Source organism: Rathayibacter sp. AY1C1 (assembly GCF_002932105.1).
GTDB lineage: Bacteria > Actinomycetota > Actinomycetes > Actinomycetales > Microbacteriaceae > Rathayibacter.
Genome location: NZ_PSWH01000008.1, coordinates 64846 through 81130 on the forward strand (window position 1 = coordinate 64846; position 16285 = coordinate 81130).

Sequence of the window (16285 nt, forward strand, 5' to 3'; positions counted from 1 at the left end):
GAAGCAGGAGCACATGGACACCGACGCGTTCGCGCTCGAGGGGGACCGCCTCGTCTGGCGCGGCGACGGCGAGACCGTCGTCGTCGAGCCGTGGGGGAGGGACAGCGTCCGGGTCCGCGCCCGCCGGTCCGGGGAGGTCCTCGACACCGACTGGGCGCTGATCGCCCCCGAGCGCCACGCGCCGGAGGTCTCGATCGAGGGACCGCGGGCGACGCTGCGCGCCGGCGGCATCACCGTCGTCCTCGAGCAGCAGGAGGGCTACGGGTACCAGACCGGCTACCACGAGCTCTCCTGCTCCCTCTCCTTCTACGACCGTCGGGGGGAGCTGCTCTTCCGAGAGCTCGGGAGCGGGGGAGCGCTCAAGCTGCGCGCCCGCGAGCAGCGTCCGCACCTGGGCGGCGACTTCCGGCTGACCGCGCTGTTCGAGACGTCCCCCGACGAGAAGCTGTACGGGATGGGGCAGTACCAGCAGGACATCCTCGATCTGAAGGGCTGCACGCTCGAGCTCGCGCACCGCAACTCCCAGTCGAGCGTCCCGTTCGTGCTGTCGAGCCGCGGCTACGGGTTCCTCTGGCACAACCCCGCGATCGGCCGCGCGACTTTCGCAGCCAACCGCACGGAGTGGTCCGCCGAGTCCTCCCAGCAGCTCGACTACTGGGTGACCGCGGGGGAGACCCCGGCCGACATCACCCGGGCCTACGCCGACGCGACCGGGCACGTCCCGATGATGCCCGAGCACGGCCTCGGCTTCTGGCAGTGCAAGCTGCGCTACTGGAACCAGGAGCAGCTGCTCGAGGTCGCCCGCGAGCACCGGCGCCGCGGCCTGCCGATGGACGTCATCGTGGCCGACTTCTTCCACTGGCCGCACATGGGCGACTTCCGCTTCGAGGAGGAGTTCTGGCCGGATCCGTCCGCCATGGTCGCCGAGCTGCGCGAGCTCGGGATCGAGCTGATGGTCTCGGTCTGGCCGCAGGTGTCGGTCGAGTCCGAGAACTACATCGCGATGAAGAAGGGGAACCTCCTCGTCAAGGCCGAGCGGGGCCTGGACCTGCACATGCAGTTCGAGGGTCCGAGCGCGTTCTACGACGCGACGAGCCCCGCCGCCCGGAGGTTCGTCTGGGAGGCGTGCCGGCGCAACTACGGCGAGCACGGGATCCGGCTCTTCTGGCTCGACGAGGCCGAGCCCGAGTACGGCGTCTACGACTTCGACAACTACCGCTACGCCGCCGGCCCCGCCGTCCAAGTCGGCAACCTCTACCCGCAGGCGTTCTCCCGCGGCTTCTTCGAGGGGCAGAGCGAGGGCGGGGAGACCGCGATCGTCAACCTCGTCCGCACCGCGTGGGCGGGCAGTCAGCGCTACGGCGCGCTCGTGTGGTCGGGCGACATCCACTCGACCTTCGCGGACCTGCGCCACCAGATCACGGCCGGCATCCACATGGGCGTCGCGGGGATCCCGTGGTTCACGACCGACATCGGAGGATTCGCCGGGGGAGACCCGTCGGATCCGGAGTTCCGTGAGCTCCTCGTGCGCTGGTTCCAGTTCGGCGCGTTCAGCCCCGTGATGCGCTTGCACGGCGACCGCGCGCCGTCGGCCCCGGTCACGGCCGCCGACGGGAGCCGCCGCGCCGCGACCGGAGCCGGGAACGAGGTGTGGAGCTTCGGCGAGGAGGCCACGCCGATCCTCACCCGCCTGCTGCATCTTCGCGAGACCCTGCGCCCGTACACGCGCGCGGCGATGCGGGAGGCGCACGAGCTGGGCCAGCCGGTGCTGCGAGCGGTGTTCCACGAGTTCCCGGGGGACCCGGAGGCCTGGGATCTGGCCGACCAGTACCTCTTCGGCTCGGACCTGCTCGTAGCTCCGGTCACGCACGCCGGAGCCGTCTCCCGTCGGGTCTACCTGCCCGCCGGGGCGCGGTGGACGGAGCTCTCGACGGGCGCCGAGCACGAGGGCGGGCAGTGGATCGTCGCCGACGCGCCCCTGGCCGTCATCCCGGTCTTCGCGCGCGACGGTCGGCAGGCGCACCTCGTCGGGCAGCTCTGAGCGAAGGCTCCCCGCTGTCCGGAGGTTCCGCCGCGAGGAGCTCCCCCGCGTCAGCCCGTCCCCTCGAGCCAGAAGTCGACCGCGTCGGGGGACGGGCGTTCGGCGACCCGGACGACGTCGCCAAACTCGAGCACGCTGTCCGGATCCTCCTGGACGGCCGGCCACCGCTCGCGGCCGGCGGCGTCCGGATCGCCGTGGGAGACGAATGCGAGCCAGCGCGCGGTCATCTCCTGCTCGAGCCGGCGGTCGACGTCCGTGTAGTCGGCGTCGCCGTCCGCCCCGAGGTTCCCGTACGCGTACATCACCTCGGCGCCGTGGTACGCGCCGAACCGCTCGAGTCCGCTCTCCGGGGGAGTGCGCGTGAAGATGTAGGCGTGGACGCCCGCCCGCCCGGTCCGGGCGGCCGTCAGCGCCCAGAGCCGCATCGGGGCGGTCATCGTCCGGTCGCTGCCGGCGCGCAGCCGGGAGTCGACGACCTGGTCCTCGACGGCACCCGGGTACAGCGCGAGGAATCGGTCCGCGTCGTCTCCGTGCTCCCGGCGCACCTCCTGCTCGTAGGCGTTCGGATCCGGGTCGACGCCTCCCAGCAGATCGAGCGAGGTCTCGTCGGAGTTGCTGCCGAGCAGGAGGGGGACGTCGTTCTGCCGACCGGCCTCGTAGACGGCGAGCGGCGTGTCGGGGAGGACGACGCCGTCGATCGAGGGCCACCAGTGCTGCGAGAGGCCCGCGGCGGCCGCGACGACGCGCTCGGCCGGCAGGGCTCTCATCTCGGCGAGGCTCGCCCCGCCGAGGGCCTCGCTCAGGCGCGCAGCCGCCTCCCGTGCGGTGGCGGCGTCGTCGTAGAGGTCGCCGGCCTCGCGGTCTCCCGCCGACCCCAGGCATCCTCCGCTCTCCCCGATGATCCCGTGGAGGAGGCCGGCCGCGAGGGGCGAGGCCCCGAGGATGCAGGCGCTGCCGGAGCCGGCGGACTGGCCGGCGACCGTCACCCGCCCCGGGTCCCCGCCGAAAGCGGCGATGTTGTCCTGCACCCACTGCAGAGCGGCGACCTGGTCGAGCAGTCCCTGATTCCCCGGGGTGCCGCCGCCGAGCACATCACCGGCGAGGAAACCGAGGACCCCCAGACGGTAGGCGACGGTGACGACCACCGCGCCCCGGGAGGCGAGCGCCGCGCCGTCGTAGGCGGGGAGGGCGCCGGACCCCGAGACGAACGCGCCGCCGTGGAGGTAGACGAGGACCGGGCTGGAGTCGCCCGCCCCGCCGGCCGGCGTCCAGATGTTCAGGCGGAGGCTGTCCTCGTCCGTCGCGTACCCGCCGAGGAGCGTCTCCTCCAGCGGCAGGTCGAGCACGCGGGTCGCCGCTCGGGAGAGGAACGTCGGCTCCGGCTGAACGGCGGAGGGGCCGAAGTCGTCGGCCACGAGGGTCGCCGACCGCTGCGGGGCCGGGCGGGGCGCCTCCCAGCGCAGCGGGCCGACCGGGGGAGCGGCGTAGGGGATCCCCGCGAAGGCGTCGACCCCGGCCGCGGCGTCGTGCACACCGACGACGTCGCCCTGCCGGGTCGTGACCGGGGCGGTGTGCGGACCGGCGAGCGTCCGCGTCGCCGGGAGAGGACCCGCGGCGAGGGCGACGGCTCCGACGAGCCCTGCGGACGCGACCCAGGCCGCCGTACGCAGCATCCAGTGCCGGTGCCGCCAGCTCCTCGAGACGGCCGCGATCAGGACCGCGGCCGCCGCGACGACGAGCCACCCCCACCACTCCAGCCGGTTCAGCCAGGCGAGGACCGCCCCGATGAGCACGACGGTCGCGGCCGGCAGCCACGGGGACCGTCGCCGTCGAGGTTCGGGCGTTCCAGTTCTCGATACGGTATGCATTGGAAACGAAACGTACTGAAAAGGCCCATCCAGCGCAAGGATCCGAATAGGCTGGGGGCGTGGTCACAGGCGAGCAGGCTCCGGTCCGGCGGAGGAGCGAGACGCGACGACGTCTCCTCGCCGCGGCCGCCGAGCTCTTCGAGAGCACGGGCACCATCGGCCAGCGCGTCGAGGACATCTGCGCGCAGGCGGGCTTCACCCGCGGCGCGTTCTACTCGAACTTCGCCGGTGTCGACCAGCTCTTCCTCGCACTCCACGAGGAGCAGGCCGCGAGAGTGTGGGGGAGCCTGCAGGAGGCCCTCGACGTCCAGCTGCAGGAGGAGCACCGCGCGGCGACCCTCGACGGCGCCGTACGCTCTCTCCTCGACGCGCTCCCGTCCAGCCGCGAGTGGTTCTCCCTGCGGTCGGTGCTCCTGGCACGCGCTGCCGCGGACCCGGAGTTCGCCGAGCGGATGATGATCGACGACGACCGCGTCTCGCGCGAGCTGGGCGAGCGCTTCGCCGCCCTCGCCGCCGTGCACGGCCGCGTCCCCGCCGTCGAGTCCGCTGTCCTGGCGAAGGCGGTCGTCGCGGCGCACGTCGGGTCGGTGAGCCAGTGGCCCGTGGACACCAGCGCCGAACTCACGCAGCGCATGGTCGTCGCCGCGGTGATCCGAGGCCTCACCGTCGAAGCGCCCGGTCTGCCATCGGAGCGCGGCGGCGATCGATGACGTCCTGTCGCAGGAGCGTTGAGGGGAGCCGATCGCCATCCCTGCAGAACGGGACTTCGGTCGAACTGACATAATGTGCATTATCGGATAACGGCGGAAGGGCCGGACGAACCGGGACCGAGGCCGCCCGACGGTCCGGCACGTCATCAGCGGAGGCGAATGCTCCACCCACTCGACGTCCTCGTACCCGCACGTCTCGGTCGGAGTGTCGAAGCGCGTGACCAGCCGCAGCCGCGGATCGACGGTCATCGTGCCGCGGACGCGGCCGTCGCCTCGATCCTCCCGGGCGCCCGCCGCAACGCGCGTCAGCTTTCCTGCGAGCGCTCCCGCCGGTTCACCATCACCGCGACGGCACGAGAAGGATGCTCACGCCGCCCGGCATCCGGCGACGAACGGACTGCGCCCACGACGGCGTCGGACTCCCCCGATGCCGGTCCATTGCCGTCCACCGGGGCCATCCGTCGAGGAGCCCAGACCCGTGCGCCGGCGTCAGCCCCTGGCGAGGATCAGGCGAAGTCGGAGATGTCGCCGACGAGGCGGGTGTTGTCCGCGGGGATCGGCTCGACGGCCGCCAGAGCGACCTCGGCCGCGAACTCCTGCACGTTGTAGAGCTTGCCGGCCGACTCGCGACGCGAGCTGATCGCGCCCGGGTTCGCGCGCTCCAGCAGGGTCGCGGTGATGGTGCCCTCGATCATGTCGCCCGAGACGACGACGAACTCGATCCCGCGCTCGGCGAGCTCACCGATCCGCTCGCGCAGGGCGTCCTCGCCGGCGCGCTTGGAGAGCGCGACGGGCTCGTACTCGGGCATCGTGGGCGTGGTCCGGATGAAGTGCGCCTGGTGGCTCGTGACGAACACGACACGGGAGCCCTCGGAGAGCAGCGGCAGCGCCGCGTCGAGCACGGCGACCTGCGAGTCGCGGTTGAGGACCATCGCGTAGTCCTCCCCCATGTTGCTCTCCATGCCGCCGGAGGCGTTCAGGACGAGCACGTCCAGTCCTCCGTACTCCTTCTCGATGCGGGAGAAGAGCTCGGCGCGCGAGTCGGCGTCGGTGAGATCGGCGCCGACGGCGACGGCGGTGCCGCCGGCCTCGACGATCTGCGCGACGAGCTTGTCGGCGCGCGGCGCCTTCGAGCGGTAGTTGACGACGACGCGGGCTCCGGCCTCGGCCAGGTAGCGGACCGTGTCGGCGCCGATGCCGCGGGACGACCCGGTGACGAGAGCGCGCTTGCCGTCGAAGGAGCCGGGGGCGAGGGGATTGGACACGGGTATTCCTCCAGAACGCCGGCTCGGAGACCGGATCGGGCACGATGACGGGCCACGGCCCGACGGAGGAGTCTACCAAGGGCCTCGAGACCGTCGGCGCACCCCCTCTCCCAGCCCTCGTCCGGGGGGCGTTGATAGCCTGGGAATGCTCGTCGAGGGGAAGGAGCACACAGCATGGACGCTGTCACCCAGTACGCGTGGATCCTCTGGCTCGCGCTGATCCTCATCTTCGTGATCGTCGAGATGATCACTCTCGAGTTCACGTTCCTGATGCTCGCCGTCGGCAGCATCGGCGGACTGCTGACCGGGCTGGTCGGGGCTCCCTTCTGGGTCCAGGTCCCCGTAGCGGCCGTCCTCGCCGCCCTCCTGCTGTTCACCGTCCGGCCGCCGCTGCTGCGGCTGCTGAAACGGGGCGGCGATCCCACCCCCACCGGAGCGGACGCTCTCCTCGGGCTCTCCGGCAGCGTCGTCCTCGCCGGCCCCGGAGCCGGCCAGGTCAGGCTCGCCAACGGCGAGACCTGGACCGTCCGCCTGTCCCCGCTCGTCGAGGACCGCACACTCGGAGTCGGCGAGAGAGTCGTCGTCACCGCCATCGAGGGCGCGACCGCGGTCGTCGTCCCCGCCGAAAGGAGCACACCGTGACACCGTCCTCCGTCGTGACGATCGTCGTCGTCGCCGCCGTCGTCCTCTTCGCCCTGGTCGTCCTCTTCCGAGCGGTCCGCATCATCCCCCAGGCCACCGCCGGGGTCGTGGAGCGCCTCGGCAAGTACCACAAGACCCTGCTGCCGGGCCTCAATCTCGTCGTGCCGTTCATCGACCGGGTCCGCCCGCTGATCGATCTGCGCGAGCAGGTCGTCTCGTTCCCGCCCCAGCCCGTGATCACGGAGGACAACCTCGTCGTCTCGATCGACACGGTCGTCTACTTCCAGGTGACGGACGCCCGCGCGGCGACCTACGAGATCGCCAACTACCTCGGCGCGGTCGAGCAGCTGACCACCACCACGCTCCGCAACGTCGTCGGCGGCCTGAACCTCGAGGAGGCGCTGACCTCCCGCGACAACATCAACGGGCAGCTGCGCATCGTCCTCGACGAGGCCACCGGCAAGTGGGGCATCCGCGTCGGACGCGTGGAGCTCAAGGCCATCGACCCGCCCCTCTCCATCCAGGACTCGATGGAGAAGCAGATGCGCGCCGAGCGCGACCGTCGAGCCGTGATCCTCACCGCCGAGGGCACCAAGCAGTCCCAGATCCTGAACGCCGAGGGTCAGCGCCAGGCCGCGATCCTCGCTGCGGAGGGCCAGGCGAAGGCGGCGGTCCTGCGGGCCGAGGGTGAGGCCAAGGCGATCACCACCGTCTTCCACGCCATCCACGAGGGCCGCCCCGACAGCGAGCTCCTCGCCTACCAGTACCTCCAGACACTCCCCAAGATCGCTGAGGGCAGCGCGAACAAGCTCTGGGTCATTCCGAGCGAGCTCACCGAGGCGCTGAAGGGCATCGGAGGCGCGCTCGGCCAGCGCGGCCAGTCCGCCCCGGCGGTCCGCCCGCAGGACGCGGCACCCCCGTCGGCGCCTGCGGCGTCCGCGCCTGCCGCATCCGGGTCCGTCGGCTCCACTCCTGTCGAGCCCGGATCCGACACGTCCGCCCCCGTGGCGCCCGCGACGACCGATGGAGCCCCCGGCTCGGCGCCCACTCCCCCGCCGCTGGCCGTCTAGCCGCGGACCCGGCCCGCGATGCGCACCCCTGAGCGCCCCCTCGCCCTGAGCGGGCCGACCCCCCGGGTGATCGCGCATCGCGGGTTCGGCCCGCAGGCCGAGGGCAACGCGCTCGCCGCCTTCGAGCGCGCCCTCGCCGCGGGTGCGGACCTCCTCGAGACGGACGCGCGCGCCTCCCTCGACGGGGTCGCCGTGCTCGTCCACGACGCCGAGGTGATCGACCGCTCCGGCCGCCGCCACGTCGTCGCCGCCACCCGGTGGGAGGAGCTCGCCGACCTTCGACTGGCGGGCGGCGCCCGGCTCGCCTCTCTCGAGCAGGCCCTCGCCGCACTCCCCCGCGCGCGCTTCAACATCGACGTGAAGTCGCGGGACGCGATCGACCCGGTCGTCGCGGCGGTGTCCGGCGCCGCCGCCGCGGAGCGCGTCCTGATCACCTCGTTCTCCGAGATCCGTCGAGCAGCGGCCCTCCGCCGTCTTCCCGGCGCCGCGACCTCGGCGTCGGCGGTCCGCTTCGTCGTCGCCCTGGTCGCCGCCCACCTCGGCGCCGCCCTCCCCGTGCGTCTCGCTCTCCGCGGCATCGACGCGCTCCAGGTGCCCGAGCGCGCGCTCGGCCTCCGCGTCGCCGAGCCGCGGATCCTCGCCCGGCTGCGGGTGACCGGCTGCGAGATCCACCTCTGGACCATCGACGATCCGGAGCGGATGGAGCAGCTCCTCGCGCTCGGGATCGACGGACTCGTGACCGACCGCACCGACCTCGCCCGAGCGGCCGTCGACGCCTTCCTCAGCGCCCGTCAGCCACGCCCTCAGGAACCGCGGAATACGCCTCCGACCTGAGGATTCTCTGGCAATGGCAGGGACGGGAAGACCACCTCCAGGTACGACGTTGACACTGGGGAAGCACAGCGAGAGGAGACCACACAATGGCAGATCGAAGCTTGCGAGGAATGCGGCTCGGATCCCAGAGCCTGCAGAGCGAAGAAGGCGTCGTCTTCTCCCCGCGATCGACGTACGAGTACCACTGCGCGAACTGCGGCCACGACACCGACATGGTGTTCTCGGCCGATGCGGAAGCACCGGAGACCTGGGAGTGCCGCTCCTGCGGTCACGAGGCCACTCTGATGGTGGACTCGAAGCCGGTCGTCGTGGACAAGGGCGAGCAGAAGGCTCCGCGCACCCACTGGGACATGCTGCTCGAGCGTCGGACCCGCGCGGAGCTGGAGGAGCTGCTCGAGGAGCGGCTCGCCTATCTGCGCGCCAGGCGCGGCGAGCACAAGATCGGCGCGTAGCGCCGGTCAGCGGTAACGGCGTCGCGGCTCGCGCGTCCTGAGGACGAACGAGACCATGCCGATGAGACCGGCGGCCAGGAAGTACCAGCCGAGGTCTCGCGCCCACACCAGAGCCGGGGTCGTGGTGGAGCTGAGGGGGACCTCGTCCACCATGGCACCCGGCTCGAACCATGTCAGGGAGTCGATCGTCGCGCCGTCCGGCCCGATGATCGCACTCGTCCCGACGGTCGAGATGTTGACCACGCTGCGCCCGGTCTCGATCGCCCGCAGGCGAGCGATCGCGAGCTGCTGGACGCTCTCGTCGGTCCGGCCGAAGTCGGCGTTGTTGGTCTGCCCGAGGATGACCTGGGCACCCCCGTCGACCATCGCGTTCGTCAGCGCGTCGTCCGAGATGTCGAAGCAGATCGCGATGCCTGCGAGCACGCCGTTCACGTCGAAGACGTTGGGACGGGTGCCGATCGAGTAGTCGCGGCTCACCAGGTCGACCAGGTCCGGAGCGAACATCCGCCAGAACGCCCGGTCCGGCATGTACTCGGCGAACGGGACGGGATGCACCTTGTCGTAGACCTGCGTCGCTCCCTCCCCCGCCTTCCAGAGCAGCGAGCTGTTGTAGAAGACGTCATCCGAGGGGTTCGTGATCGTGCCCACGACGAACGGCGCGTCCATCGTCCGGCTGAGGTAGTCGAGGACGGCGGCCGACTGGGCGTTCCGGGTCGGATCGATGTCGACGCCGTTCTCGGGCCACACCACCATGTCGACGTCCTGGTCGAGGATCGGCAGCGTCGCCGAGGTGTGGTCCTCGAGGATCTGCCCGCGGTAGCTCTGTGAGAACAGGCCCGCATCGGAGTCGCCCTGGACGGCGGCGATCCGGGTCGTGCCCTCCGTCGGTGCCGGCCAGGCGGGGAACACCAGCGCCACGATCGCGAAGCCCGCGAGAGCGCTGACGCGAGAGGAGGCCGTGACGGACATCTCGCGGACGGCCTGCGCGAGCACGGCCGCGAGGAACGCCACCACGAAGCCGAGGCCGGCGAAGCCGATCCACGCCGCGAGACCGGCGAGCGGGCCGAGGGACTGCGAGATCGCGAGGCGGCCCCAGGCGAAACCGCCGTAGGGCCAGACGCTGGTGATCGACTCGCGCCCGATCCAGAGCGCCCCCAGGAGGGCGGGGAGGCCGACCATCCGGCCGAGCGGTCCCGTCCAGACGCGGTGGCCGCGCGTGGAGACGACCGCCATCAGCCCCGCGGAGAGCGCGAAGAAGATCGCCTGCAGGCCGGCGAGGGCCGCCCACGGGACCGGGCCGAGGTAGAGGGTCAGCCACTCGATGTGGACGCCCCAGAAGACCGCTCCGCCGACGAGGCCGACGAGGCTCCCGCTCCAGAAGCCGCGCCCCGCCAGCGCGAACAGGATCGCCGCGGCGCCCACGATCGCCAGCGGCCAGACGTCGGAGTCGGGGAAGCCGCGGTCGAGCACGGCGCCGCCGAGGGCGGCGAGGGGCAGCGCCACCCACAGCGGAACGGTCCGCCCGTCGGGCGGAGGAGCGATCGGCGTCATGCGACCGTCGAGTACGCGACGATGCCGCGGCGGACCAGGTCGAGGGCGGTCCGGGCCGCGCGGCCGACCTTGCCCTCGGCGACGACGGAGAGCTGGTCGAGGAGGTCGATGGTCTGCTTCGCCCAGCGCACGAAGTCGCCGGCGGCCATGTCGGACTCGCGGAGCACCATGTCGAGCGGCATGCCCTTGGCCCACATGTTCATCGACAGCGCCAGGCTCGTCGAGATCGGGTTGCTGCCCGGCAGGCGGTGCTCCCGCTCGACGTCGTCGAGCCGGGCCCACAGAAGCTGGGTCCTCTCCAGCGCCTCGGGGAACGCGCCGCGGGGCAGGAACTGCTCGCCGAGCGTCCCCTCCTCGCGTCGCGGCTCGAAGACCAGGCAGCACGCCATCGCCGCGAGGCCGGCCGGATCGAGCTCCGTCCACGCCTGCTTCCGGAGGCACTCGGCGACGAGCAGGTCCCGCTCCCCGTAGATCCGGCGGAGCGTGCGACCGTTGGGCGTCAGCGAGAGCTCGCCGACCTCGTCCCGGCGGAAGTAGCCGAGCTCGAGCAGCACGTCCGTGATGTGGTCGAAGATGCGGGCGACGGCGCCGGTGCGCGAGCGGATCTGGCGCTCGATCTCGTCGGTCTCGCGGCGCAGCTTCCACCAGCGCTCGGCCCAGCGCGCGTGCTGCTCGCGGTCGGAGCAGGCGTGGCACGGGTGCGCCTTCATCCGACGCCGCAGGCTCGTGAGCTGTCCCTGGCGCTTCTCGCGCTCGGCGTGGGAGGCCGACTCGCCGCGCACCGCGCCCCGGCGCTCGAGGTCGCCGATCTCACGGCGGATCGCCGCGTACTGCTCGAAGTCGCCCAGGTGGCACTGCATCGCCGTGACGTAGCCCGCCATCGACTCCTCCTGCTGGCGGACCCGGCGGGCGAGATCGACGACGGACCGGTCGGCCTGGAACTGCGCGAACGACGACTCGAGGATCTCGCGCGTGCGCACCCGCCCGAACTGCTCGATCAGGTTCGCGGCCATGTTGTAGCTGGGGCGGAAGCTGGAATTGAGCGGGTAGGTCCGCCGGGAGGCGAGGGACGCGACCGCCTGGGGGTCCATCCCGCCGCGCCACTGGATCACCGAGTGGCCCTCCACGTCGATGCCGCGTCGGCCCGCCCGGCCGGTGAGCTGGGTGTACTCCCCCGGTGTGATCGGGACGCGCGCCTCGCCGTTGAACTTCTCGAGCTTCTCGAGGACGACCGTGCGGGCGGGCATGTTGATGCCGAGCGCGAGCGTCTCGGTCGCGAAGACCACGCGCACGAGCCGGCGCAGGAACAGCTCCTCCACGACCTCCTTGAAGGCGGGGAGCATCCCGGCATGGTGCGCGGCGACGCCCCGCTGGAGTCCGTCGAGCCACTCCCAGTAGCCGAGCACCGCGAGGTCCTCGTCGCGGATCGTCCGGCACCGCTCCTCGACGATCGCGCGGATCTCGTCGCGCTCGTGGCGCTCGGTGAGGCGCACGCCCGACCGCAGCACCTGGCGCACGGCCTGGTCGCAGCCCGCACGGCTGAAGACGAAGAAGATCGCGGGGAGGAGGTTCTTGCCGCGGAGGATCTCGACGACCTCCGAGCGCAGCACGAGCTCCTCGGTGCGCTGCTCCGGGTAGCGGCCGCGACCGCCTCGGCCGTTGCGGCCGCCCCTGCCGCCGCGCTCGACCCGGGAGCCGCCCTGGGCCATGCGGGCGAGCTCGGGGTTCACCCGGTTCGTCGCCGCCCGACCGGAGGAGTCGAAGAGGTCGACCAGCTTGCCGCCCACCAGGACGTGCTGGTCGAGCGGGACGGGGCGCTCCTCGGAGACGATGACCTCGGTCTCGCCCCGGACGGTCTGGAGCCAGTCGCCGAACTCCTCGGCGTTCGACACGGTCGCGCTGAGCGAGACCAGCCGCACGCGCTGCGGGAGGTGGATGATGACCTCCTCCCAGACGGCGCCGCGGAAGCGGTCGGCGAGGTAGTGCACCTCGTCCATCACGACGTAGGCGAGGTCGCGCAGGAGGTCCGAGTCGGCGTACAGCATGTTGCGCAGCACCTCGGTCGTCATCACGACGATGCGGGCGCGCGCGTTGACGTTGGAGTCGCCGGTCAGCAGGCCGACCTCGGAGGCTCCGTAGTCCTCGACGAACTCCTGGAACTTCTGGTTGCTCAGCGCCTTCATCGGCGTCGTGTAGAAGACCTTGGCCGTCGGGTCCTGCATGGCCAGGTGGATCGCGAACTCGGCCACCGCGGTCTTGCCGGCACCGGTGGGCGCGGCGACGAGGACGCTGTGGCCGTCGTCGAGCGCGCTGCAGGCCTCGTACTGGAAGGGGTCGAGGTCGAACGCGAGGGTCGAGCGGAACGCCTCGACCCTCGCGTGGCCCTGGCGCGTCCGGAACGCGGCGAACCGCTCGGCGGGAGACGGTCCGGTCACGCGGGCAGGTCGGAGGGGCTGCCGTCGAACACCAGCTGGCGCTTGGCGGCGCGCCGGTCGTGCAGGATCGCGATCCCGCAGGCGAGGAAGAACAGGAAGATGATCGGGATGGCCAGGAGGAACATCGAGATCGGGTCGGCCGCGGGGGTCGCGATCGCCGTGAAGAGCACGATCGCCATGATCGCGATGCGCCACGACTTGAGGATCAGCATGCCGGGGAGGACGCCGAGGAAGTTGAGGAGCACCAGGAAGACGGGCAGCACGAACGCGATGCCGACGACCAGCACGAGCTTGAGAACGAACTCGTAGTAGATCTTGGCGTCGAGGAAGCTCGCCGCGTTGCTGCCGGTGAAGCTCGTCAGGAGCTCCACGATGTGCGGGAACACGAACCAGCCGGCCGCGCAGCCCGCGAAGAACAGCGGGATGGCGGTGAGGATGAAGCCGAGGCCGTACCGCATCTCCTTGCGGGTCAGGCCCGGGACGAGGAACGCCCAGATCTGGTAGAGCCAGACCGGGCTCGCCAGGACGATGCCCACCGTGATGGCGATCTGCAGCCGCAGGTCGAAGGCACCGGCGATCGTCGGGAAGTTGAGGATCGCCTCCTTGCCCTGGGTGGAGGCCACCTCGGAGATCGGAGCCTTGAGGGCCTCGAAGACCCACTCCGAGACGAACCACCCCGCGACGCACGCGATGACGATCGCGATCGCCGACTTGAAGAGCCTGTTGCGAAGCTCGACGAGGTGCGCCCCGAGCGACATGCGCCCGTCGGGGTTCTTCGTCCGCTTCGTCCGTGGCTTCTTCGGTGCCACGGACGTCATTACTTGAGCGGGGACTCGGGCGGCGTGGTGGTGCCGGTGCCGGTGGTCGTGCCGGTGGATCCGGCGACGGTGCCGGTGGTCCCCTCGGTCGACTCACGGCGCTCGGTGCCGTCCTCGTCCTTCATGGTCTTGACCTCGCTCTTGAAGATCCGCATCGACTGCCCGACACTGCGGGCCAGCTGCGGGAGCTTGGGCGCACCGAACAGGAGGAGGATCACGGCGAGGATGATGAGGAGGTGCCACCCCTGGAGGCCAGCGAACATTGCAGACTCACTTCACTTGTCGGTTGCGGTGTACGAGGAGCTTACCCCGTTCGACCCGTTCTGACCGGCGGAGATCGATCCTGTCGCGACGTGTGTCACGCCGGCCCTCGTGCGCACGCCTCACGTCGTCGCGATCGGCGAACAGCGACGAGGACGGCCGGGGCGGCAGGTCGTCCGTCACTCCAGGACTCAGTGTCTCGAGTTTCGCGGTGACCTCGGACAGCTGTCCGAGGAGCATCTTCCCCTTGCGCCAGTAGGAGAGGGCGAAGAGGACCAGCATCGCCAGAGCGCCCAGCGCGAGGCCGAGCCAGATCAGGATCCACGACCACCAGGTCACGACGGCTCCCCCTCGTTCGCGGCGAGCGCGGAGGCCGCCCAGTGCGCGACCGCGGTGCGCGCCTCGGGGGGTGCCACCACGGTGACGAGACCCGCCAACGACGCCACCAGGCGCGTCAGTCCCTCCAGATGGGCGACGCGGAGACGGACGAGGACACCGTGGTCCTCCTCCCCCGGCACGGGATCGGGGAACTCGGCGTCGGCCGCGTAGTCGCCCAGCAGCACGACGGCGCTGGGAGCGACGCGCAGGTCCACGACGAGATCGGAGGCGGAGGCCTCGAAGAGCCGTTCCGAGAGGGTCACCTCGTTGCGGCGCCGGACGATCGGCGTCCCCGTGTCGCGGAGGGAGCGCATCCTGTCGACCCGGAACGTCCTGACGCCCTCGCGGAGGTGGTCCCATCCGCGCAGGTACCAGTCCCGGTCGACCGATTCGAGCACGAAGGGGTCGACGAGCCGGGACTCGGTCTCGCCGCGGGCGCTGCGGTAGTCGAAAGCGACCTGCGTCGCCGAGCCCATCGCTGTCCGCAGGAGCGCCACAGCGCTGTCCGCGCCCGTGCCGCGCGAGACCGCGACCGCGCTCGGGGCCGAGGAGGCGCCGCGCGCGAGCTTCCCCATCAGCGAGGCGATCCGGTCGTTGCCCTGGTTCTCGGGCAGCGCTGCGAGGTACTGCATGCCGGCGATGAGGGCGGCGGCCTCCCGCGCCGAGAACCTCGGCGACTCGTCGATCGCGACCTGGTGGGTGAGGACGACGTGGTCGTTCTCCTCGAAGTCGTCCCAGCCGATGTCGAAGAGGTCGTTCGCCTGGTACTGCGCGGTCTCGCCGGGGATGCCCGAGACGGCGATGAGGCGCACCGCGCGGCGCACCTCCTCCTCCGGGATCTCGAAGTGCGCGGCGACCTCGGCGACGGAGACGCGGCCCCGGTCGAGGAGGTAGGGAACGAGGGAGAGGAGGACGGCCAGGCGGTCGCGCGCCTGCAGGGAGCGGGGTCTAGCCACGAGAATCCCCTCCATGGTCGTCGAGGGTGCGGCGGAGGCGGTCGAGGACGCGTCGGCGGAGCTCCTCCGGCTCGAGCACCCGCACCTCGGGACCGTGACCGGCGAGCTCGTCCGCGAGCACGTCCGGGTCGGTGTAGTGCAGGCGCAGCAGGCCCTGGCCCTCGCCCTCGGCCTCGGCACGCCCGCCGAGACGGAGGGCGGCGTCGGAGTCGGGGGCGACGCGCAGGAGCGCGCTGTTGCGCTGCAGGATCTCGTCGAGCTGGGCGAGAGCGGTCGCCGCGTGGTCCCCCTCCGCGGGAGGCGCGGTGCGGCCGGTGGACGCGACCGGCCCGACGATCCGCGACAGGAGGAAGGTCCGCGTGCCCTCGGCGCCCTCGTCCCAGCCGTGGAGGTGCCAGCGCCCCTGGTGGTTCACCAGGGCGCGGGGCTGCACGGTGCGCACGCGCGGCTCCTCGCCGCCGGGCTTCAGGTAGGGGAAGCGGACGACCTGGCCGCGGTCGAGCGCGGCGTTGAGCGGCTCGAACGAGGCCTCGCGGACCCGGATCGAGGGGCTGATGCCGATGACGGGGTCGACGGACTCGACCCCGATCGAGCGCAGCTTGATCAGCGCGCGCCGCGACTCCGCCGAGAGCGTCCCCTCGCGCCAGACCGCCCCGGCCAGGCGGAGCAGCGCGAGCTCCTCCGGATCGAAGGTCAGGTCGGCAGGGAGGTCGTAGCTGCGCTTCGCGATGCGGTACCGGACGGTCTGGGTGTTGCCCGGGTCGCCCGGGGCGTCGACCGTCTCGATCGGGATGCCCAGCTCGCGCAGGTCGTCCTTGTCGCGCTCGAACTGGCGCTCGAGCGAGGTCCGGTCGCCTCGGCCGACCCGCTGCCGGTAGCCCTGCACCGTGGAGAGGACATCGGCCTTCGTCAGTCCGTTCTCGGCCGCGACGAGCGCGAGCACGAGGTTGAACAGACGCTCCTCGGCCGGGACGCGGCTCGAGGACGGGGCGTCGGAAGGCACG

At 71.6% G+C, this 16285-nt stretch carries 15 protein-coding genes; 6 read left to right on the forward strand and 9 right to left on the reverse strand.

Going from position 1 to position 16285, the window contains the following annotated elements:
• Positions 1-13 precede the first annotated feature (13 nt).
• Complete coding sequence (locus C5C71_RS05790; RefSeq protein ID WP_104292088.1) at positions 14-2041, forward strand: TIM-barrel domain-containing protein; 2028 nt, start codon at positions 14-16, stop codon at positions 2039-2041.
• Positions 2042-2091: 50 nt separating this feature from the next.
• Here C5C71_RS05790 and C5C71_RS05795 read toward each other — a convergent pair whose 3' ends face one another.
• Positions 2092-3834 carry a carboxylesterase/lipase family protein gene (locus tag C5C71_RS05795; protein ID WP_219813822.1) on the reverse strand — a complete coding sequence of 581 codons (1743 nt, stop codon included), beginning with the start codon at positions 3832-3834 and terminating at the stop codon, positions 2092-2094.
• 134 nt (positions 3835-3968) lie between these two features.
• Here C5C71_RS05795 and C5C71_RS05800 point away from each other — a divergent pair, with 134 nt between their 5' ends.
• The gene (locus C5C71_RS05800) at positions 3969-4619 is read left to right on the forward strand and encodes a TetR/AcrR family transcriptional regulator (protein WP_104283647.1); all 651 of its coding nucleotides are present in this window, start codon (positions 3969-3971) and stop codon (positions 4617-4619) included.
• Positions 4620-5125: 506 nt separating this feature from the next.
• Here C5C71_RS05800 and C5C71_RS05805 read toward each other — a convergent pair.
• Positions 5126-5884, reverse strand: coding sequence for an SDR family oxidoreductase (locus C5C71_RS05805; protein WP_104250337.1), 759 nt, complete (start codon positions 5882-5884; stop codon positions 5126-5128).
• A gap of 174 nt (positions 5885-6058) precedes the next feature.
• On the opposite strand from C5C71_RS05805, the gene C5C71_RS05810 reads away from it, so the two are divergent.
• From C5C71_RS05810 to C5C71_RS05825, 4 genes are all read left to right on the forward strand, one after another.
• On the forward strand, positions 6059-6526 hold the full coding sequence (locus C5C71_RS05810; RefSeq protein ID WP_104337301.1) for an NfeD family protein: 468 nt from the start codon (positions 6059-6061) through the stop codon (positions 6524-6526).
• 14 nt (positions 6527-6540) lie between these two features.
• The gene (locus C5C71_RS05815; protein WP_374954251.1) at positions 6541-7596 is read left to right on the forward strand and encodes an SPFH domain-containing protein; all 1056 of its coding nucleotides are present in this window, start codon (positions 6541-6543) and stop codon (positions 7594-7596) included.
• Between the two features lie 18 nt (positions 7597-7614).
• The gene (locus C5C71_RS05820) at positions 7615-8430 is read left to right on the forward strand and encodes a glycerophosphodiester phosphodiesterase family protein (protein WP_104337303.1); all 816 of its coding nucleotides are present in this window, start codon (positions 7615-7617) and stop codon (positions 8428-8430) included.
• Between the two features lie 86 nt (positions 8431-8516).
• Complete coding sequence (locus C5C71_RS05825) at positions 8517-8882, forward strand: RNA polymerase-binding protein RbpA (RefSeq protein WP_068207052.1); 366 nt, start codon at positions 8517-8519, stop codon at positions 8880-8882.
• Positions 8883-8888: 6 nt separating this feature from the next.
• Here C5C71_RS05825 and lnt read toward each other — a convergent pair whose 3' ends face one another.
• From lnt to C5C71_RS05860, 7 genes are read right to left on the reverse strand one after another with little or no spacing between them, the layout of a single operon-like run.
• Positions 8889-10433 (reverse strand): apolipoprotein N-acyltransferase, encoded by a 1545-nt coding sequence (gene lnt / locus C5C71_RS05830; protein ID WP_104337304.1) that lies wholly within the window; start codon positions 10431-10433, stop codon positions 8889-8891.
• Positions 10430-12868, reverse strand: a complete 2439-nt coding sequence (locus C5C71_RS05835; protein ID WP_104222026.1) for an RNA helicase — start codon at positions 12866-12868, stop codon at positions 10430-10432. The genes lnt and C5C71_RS05835 overlap by 4 nt, the downstream gene beginning before the upstream one ends.
• Entirely contained in the window at positions 12865-13626 is a 762-nt protein-coding gene (gene tatC / locus C5C71_RS05840; RefSeq protein ID WP_104222024.1) for a twin-arginine translocase subunit TatC, read from the reverse strand. Before tatC ends, C5C71_RS05835 begins: the two co-directional genes overlap by 4 nt.
• Before the next feature lie 59 nt (positions 13627-13685).
• Positions 13686-13949, reverse strand: coding sequence for a Sec-independent protein translocase subunit TatA (gene tatA, locus C5C71_RS05845; protein ID WP_104222022.1), 264 nt, complete (start codon positions 13947-13949; stop codon positions 13686-13688).
• 7 nt (positions 13950-13956) lie between these two features.
• Entirely contained in the window at positions 13957-14286 is a 330-nt protein-coding gene (locus tag C5C71_RS05850; RefSeq protein WP_104337305.1) for a hypothetical protein, read from the reverse strand.
• The gene (locus C5C71_RS05855) at positions 14283-15281 is read right to left on the reverse strand and encodes a YafY family protein (protein WP_258059823.1); all 999 of its coding nucleotides are present in this window, start codon (positions 15279-15281) and stop codon (positions 14283-14285) included. Before C5C71_RS05855 ends, C5C71_RS05850 begins: the two co-directional genes overlap by 4 nt.
• Positions 15274-16284, reverse strand: coding sequence for a YafY family protein (locus C5C71_RS05860; RefSeq protein ID WP_104337307.1), 1011 nt, complete (start codon positions 16282-16284; stop codon positions 15274-15276). Before C5C71_RS05860 ends, C5C71_RS05855 begins: the two co-directional genes overlap by 8 nt.
• Position 16285: the final 1 nt, after the last annotated feature.

Coding starts and splice junctions, on each gene's coding strand:
- C5C71_RS05790 (WP_104292088.1), top strand. CDS start 14: ATGGACACCGACGCGTTCGCGCTCGAGGGGGACCGCCTCGTCTGGCGC.
- C5C71_RS05810 (WP_104337301.1), top strand. CDS start 6,059: ATGGACGCTGTCACCCAGTACGCGTGGATCCTCTGGCTCGCGCTGATC.
- C5C71_RS05820 (WP_104337303.1), top strand. CDS start 7,615: ATGCGCACCCCTGAGCGCCCCCTCGCCCTGAGCGGGCCGACCCCCCGG.
- C5C71_RS05825 (WP_068207052.1), top strand. CDS start 8,517: ATGGCAGATCGAAGCTTGCGAGGAATGCGGCTCGGATCCCAGAGCCTG.
- lnt (WP_104337304.1), bottom strand. CDS start 10,433: ATGACGCCGATCGCTCCTCCGCCCGACGGGCGGACCGTTCCGCTGTGG.
- tatC (WP_104222024.1), bottom strand. CDS start 13,626: ATGTCGCTCGGGGCGCACCTCGTCGAGCTTCGCAACAGGCTCTTCAAG.
- tatA (WP_104222022.1), bottom strand. CDS start 13,949: ATGTTCGCTGGCCTCCAGGGGTGGCACCTCCTCATCATCCTCGCCGTG.